We start from the raw sequence: 4,836 nt of genomic DNA on the forward strand, positions 1-4,836 counted from the left end.
ATAGTGTTGTGGGCCTTCGCCAACCGAACTTTGCGCTCAACCGCCGCCCCAGCGCGGCGCCTGTCACACCGGGCAGCACGAAGTAGGAGATATAGCCGACGGGAACGAACAGGGGTAGTCCACCCCACGTCATGTTCAGTGGCCACCAGGACGGCATGCGGGGAATAGCAGGCGGGAACTGCGCGTACATCGCCCAGTCGTAGGGCGCTTCGATCCACGAGAACGAGATTGCCGAGATGCACAGCAACAGCAGGGGATGCACGCGGTGCTGGCGAACACTCAGGTAGACGCCAAGGACGGTAAACGCGATACCTCCGACCAGTGCGAAGTCACTGGCCGCCCGCATCACGGGAGTCATCGGTCGCGCCCTTGACTGGGCCGGGCTTCGGGGTCGAAACGCAGCACCAGTCCGAAGATCAGCACGATCAGTCCGAACAACGTGCCGAGCATGATCAGAGCGCCCACGTCGACCACCCTTCGAGACGAGCTCGATTGTTTAGATAGTGGATACTATCCTAATCGGATAGCACATACTATCCTGAACTGCGTGTCACAGCGATCAGTCGCCAAGGAGAGCAGAGTGGGCACGCCGGCCTCTGCGATACGCCGGCCTCGCGGCGAGCCGCGCAGACTCCTGCTCGACGCCGCCCGAACCCTATTCGCCCGCCAGGACTACCGCAGCACCAGGACCCGTGAAATCGCTGCGGCCGCCGGTGTCACCGAGCACTTGCTGTTCCGCCACTTCGGCTCCAAAGCAGCGCTGTTCCGGGAGGCCCTGGTTCTACCGTTCACCAGCTTCGTCGACGAATTCGGCCAGACCTGGCAATCGGTTATCCCCGAGCAGACCGACGAGCAGGAGCTGGCCGGGCATTTCGTCGGACAGCTCTACGACGTGTTCGTCAAACACCAAGGCCTGTTGTTAACCCTGATGGCATCGGAGGCTCTGAGCGAGGACGAACTGGCTGAGACGGGAATTGCCGACGTCAGGCGGGCACTGCGGTTGCTCGGCCGAATCAGCGCCGAGGGCATGAACTTACGCGGGCTGCGGTCCGATCACCCTGACCTGCCGGCGCACTCAACGGTGGCGATGATCGCCGGCATGGCCGCCCTGCGGTCGACCTATTTCGGCACCAAGCCGCCATCGAGAGAAGTGATTGTTGACGAACTCGTCCAGGCGATTCTGCACGGCTTCCTGCACCGAAACGACTGAAGGGACGGATAGTGGAAGGCACCAAAGCGGCCGAGTTATATTACGACCCATACGATCCCGCCATCGACGACAATCCATATCCGGTGTGGAAGCGGATGCGCGAAGAAGCGCCGCTGTACTACAACGAAAAGTACAACTTCTACGCGCTGAGCCGCTACCAGGACGTGGCGCGCGAGCTGCCGAACTGGCAGACGTACCGCTCCGGCCGCGGCACCACCGCCGACATCTTGTTCAACAACATCGAGGTGCCGCCGGGTATCTTGCTGTTCGAGGATCCGCCCCTGCACGATCTGCACCGACGCTTGCTGTCACGGGTCTTCACACCCCGGCGCATGCTTGCCGTCGAGTCGCTGGTTCGCGGATTCTGCGTCAAAGAGTTGGACCCGCTAATTGGTTCTGGCGGTTTCGATTTCATCGCCGATCTCGGGGCGATGATGCCCATGCGGACCATCGGCTATCTGCTGGGCATACCCGAAGAGCACCAAGAAAGCATCCGTGATCGCAACGCCGCCTACCTCGACGTCGCCAAGGGGCGCGACCGCGGCGAAGCTAATCAAAAAATATTCGAACAAACCATCGTGATGTTCGCCGAGTTCATCGAATGGCGGGCCGAGCATCCCTCCGACGACCTGATGACCGAACTGCTCGCCGCCGACATCGACGAACCCGACGGGACGCATCGGCCGCTGTCCCGCACCGAGGTGTTGTCCTACACCGCAATGATCGCCGGTGCCGGAAACGAAACCACCACCCGGCTCATCGGCTTCATGGGACAGCTGCTCTCCGATCATCCGGATCAGCGACGGGAGCTCGTCGCCGACCCGTCCCTGATCCCCGGCGCGGTCGAGGAGTCGCTGCGCTACGAGCCGCCGTCGCCGGTGCAGGCCCGCTACGTCGCCCAGGACGCCGAGCATCATGGTCGCGTCGTCCCGGAAGGGTCGTTCATGTTGCTGCTCAACGCTTCTGCCAATCGGGATGAACGTCAGTTCCCAGATCCGGACCGCTTTGACATCCACCGCCGCGGCAGCCACCTGAGCTTCGGGCAAGGGCTGCACTTCTGCCTCGGCTCGGCGCTGGCCCGCTTGGAAGCTCGGGTGGCCTTCGAAGAGGTTCTCCAGCGCTGGCCTGACTGGGAAGTCGACTACGCCAACGCCGAGCGAGCGCACACCGCAAGCGTGCGCGGGTGGGCACGTCTACCCGTCATCACCGGCTGAGGAACTGGCAAGGACGCGCCGAATGTGGGGTTGTGTCACGCGTTCGGCGATTGAGCGTGCATTAAGCCCACAGTCGGCGCAGAGGTTGGTTAGCCTGCCGGCGCCAGCGCCGGCCGCGGCGTGAAGGTCAAATGCAGTTCGGACAGCCCACGCAAGATGTAGGTCGGCTCGAAGGTGTAGCGCCGTTCGTCGGCCGGTCCGTGTTGGGTTTCGCTGATGTTGATTTCGGACATCCGGTCCAGGATGCGCTCGATCGAGACGCGGCCCTCGACCCGGGCCAGCGGTGCACCCGGGCAGGAGTGCACTCCGCGGGCGAACGCCATGTGCTCGCGGACGTTCTTGCGGTCCAGCTGAAACTCGTGCGGGTTCTCGAACCGGCGAGGGTCACGGTTCGCGGCACCAGGTAGCACCATCACGATGGTGCCCACGGGGATGTCGACGCCACCGACGGTGGCCGCCCTGCGGGCCAGCCGAGAGTCGCTTTTGACCGGGCTCTCCATGCGCAGCGACTCTTCGATGAAGTTCGGAATCAGGCTGCGGTCATTACGCAGCTGCTGCTGAATCTCGGGTCGGTCGCCGAGTGCTTGCAGTGCCGCAGAGAGCAGCTTGGCGGTGGTTTCCTGCCCGGCAGCGAAAAGGAATGTCGCCGAACGGCTTACCTCGATGACTTCGGGGGTGGATCCGTCCGGGTACTTCGCCGTTGCCAACGAGGTCAGCACGTCGTCGCGCGGTTCACCGCGACGGTCTTCGATATAGGCGCAGAACTTGTCGTCCAGCCACTGCAACGGGTTGACGCCGACCGACTCGTGGTCCAGCGCGCCCACCCGTGCGCCGGGACGATCGGCGCCAAGGACGTGGCGGAACTGCTTGTGGTCTTCCTCCGGGACACCGAGCAGGTCGGCGATCACCAAAGTCGCGAAGGGCTTTGAGTATTCGGCGATGAATTCGCATTCGCCGGTGTCCAGGAACTCCTCGAGCTGGCGATCGGCCAGTCGCCACATGAATTCCTCGTTCTCTTTCAGACGGCTCGGTGTAAGCAGCCGGGACAGGATCGAGCGTGCGCGAGTGTGGTCGGGCGGATCCATGGTGACCATGTGCTCGAACATCGGAAACTGGTCGCGGTGCGCGTCGATCAGAGAACTGAGATCGTCACAGTCGACTTCAAACGGCAACGGTGGGAACGGGCCGCCGAGAGCTACGCAGTTGGAAAACGTATCGGGATCTTTGTAGACCGCGTTGGCCTCCTCCCAGCCGGTGATCGCGACGACATTGTGATGAGGCAGCCGGAAGACCGGGTTTTGGCTGCGCAGATAGTCGAAGTAGGGATGCGGATCGGGAACCAGAGACGGGTCGGTGAAAAAGTCGATGGTGTCGAAGCTGGTCATGTTGTTACGCGCCTCCCGAGGCTGATTTACCCGTGGTGTAAGGGCGGGCCGTCATGGCCGGTATGCGGTCTGGATCTGAGATCGGCAAAATTGCAGTATGTGCTGAGCACCTGCTTAGCATGACGCTAATGTCGTGGTCAAGGTCACGGCGTCGCGCGACGCTACGATCGGCATGTTGAGCAGGCAATCGACAGGAGTTTGGAGCTAACGCATGACTTCGGCACGCAGGATCGGGGCGCCCGATGCCAAGAACCGAGGCGTGCTGCTCGACGCCGCCGAACAGCTGATGCTCGAAGAGGGTTATGCCGCAGTCACTTCCCGTCGTGTCGCCGAGAAGGCCGCGCTGAAGCCGCAGCTCGTGCACTACTACTTCCGCACCATGGACGATCTGTTCTTGGCCGCGTTCCGCCGTCGTGCCGAAGAAGGCCTTGAGGCGCAAGCGCAGGCGCTGCAATCGTCGCAACCGCTGTGGGCGCTGTGGCGGTTCAGCACCGATCCTGCGGCCACCGCGATAACGATGGAATTCGTCGCGCTGGCCAATCACCGCAAGGCGCTCAAAGCCGAAATTGCGTACTACGCCGAGCGTTTCCGCGAAGAGCAGCAAAAGGCGCTGTCGACGGTGCTGCGGCGCTACGGTGCCGACGCCGCCGAGGTACCGCCGCTGGTGTGGTCGGTGCTGATGACCAGCGTCTCCCGGGTACTGGTGATGGAGCAGGTGCTCGGCATGTCCGCCGGTCACGCCGAGACCGTCGGGTTCGTCGAGCGCTACCTCCTCCGACTGGAAGGCGCTCCGGAAAACTAGCCGGCTCACCAGGTGCGCTGCGAGCAGATCACGCCCTTGGCGCCGTCGTTCGAGACGACCACCTTCCCGTCGACGACGAGAGCACAGTGAAACATCGGCGTGCCAGGTTCGGTACCGGTGCTGACTACGACCATGGCGTAGGTGTTGGGGTCCGACAGCATCACCACAGGCGAGACCCAGGGGTGGCCCGGTGCGATATCGGCGTTTACGTGGGGAGTGTACTGG

5 protein-coding genes and 1 pseudogene are annotated in these 4,836 nt (G+C 63.0%); 3 read left to right on the forward strand and 3 right to left on the reverse strand.

What is annotated here, in order from left to right:
• On the reverse strand, positions 1–358 hold a 358-nt coding region (locus tag WBF82_RS00410; RefSeq protein WP_424381139.1), incomplete at its 3' end, for a spirocyclase AveC family protein.
• Positions 359–547: 189 nt separating this feature from the next.
• Between WBF82_RS00410 and WBF82_RS00415 the strand changes: the two genes are divergently transcribed.
• Complete coding sequence (locus tag WBF82_RS00415) at positions 548–1,210, forward strand: TetR/AcrR family transcriptional regulator (protein ID WP_424381140.1); 663 nt, start codon at positions 548–550, stop codon at positions 1,208–1,210.
• Positions 1,211–1,221: 11 nt separating this feature from the next.
• Positions 1,222–2,424: a cytochrome P450 gene (locus WBF82_RS00420; protein WP_424381141.1), complete on the forward strand. Its 1,203-nt coding sequence runs from the start codon at positions 1,222–1,224 to the stop codon at positions 2,422–2,424.
• A gap of 89 nt (positions 2,425–2,513) precedes the next feature.
• On the opposite strand, the gene WBF82_RS00425 is transcribed toward WBF82_RS00420, so the two are convergent.
• A complete protein-coding gene (locus WBF82_RS00425) occupies positions 2,514–3,809 on the reverse strand; it encodes a cytochrome P450 (RefSeq protein WP_424381142.1) in 1,296 nt (431 codons plus the stop codon).
• A 211-nt stretch (positions 3,810–4,020) separates the two neighbouring features.
• Here WBF82_RS00425 and WBF82_RS00430 point away from each other — a divergent pair, with 211 nt between their 5' ends.
• The gene (locus WBF82_RS00430; RefSeq protein WP_424381143.1) at positions 4,021–4,611 is read left to right on the forward strand and encodes a TetR/AcrR family transcriptional regulator; all 591 of its coding nucleotides are present in this window, start codon (positions 4,021–4,023) and stop codon (positions 4,609–4,611) included.
• Between the two features lie 5 nt (positions 4,612–4,616).
• Here WBF82_RS00430 and WBF82_RS00435 read toward each other — a convergent pair.
• Positions 4,617–4,836: pseudogene (locus WBF82_RS00435) on the reverse strand (hypothetical protein); the annotation flags it as partial.

The organism is Mycobacterium sp., from assembly GCF_049673265.1.
Classification (GTDB): domain Bacteria; phylum Actinomycetota; class Actinomycetes; order Mycobacteriales; family Mycobacteriaceae; genus Mycobacterium.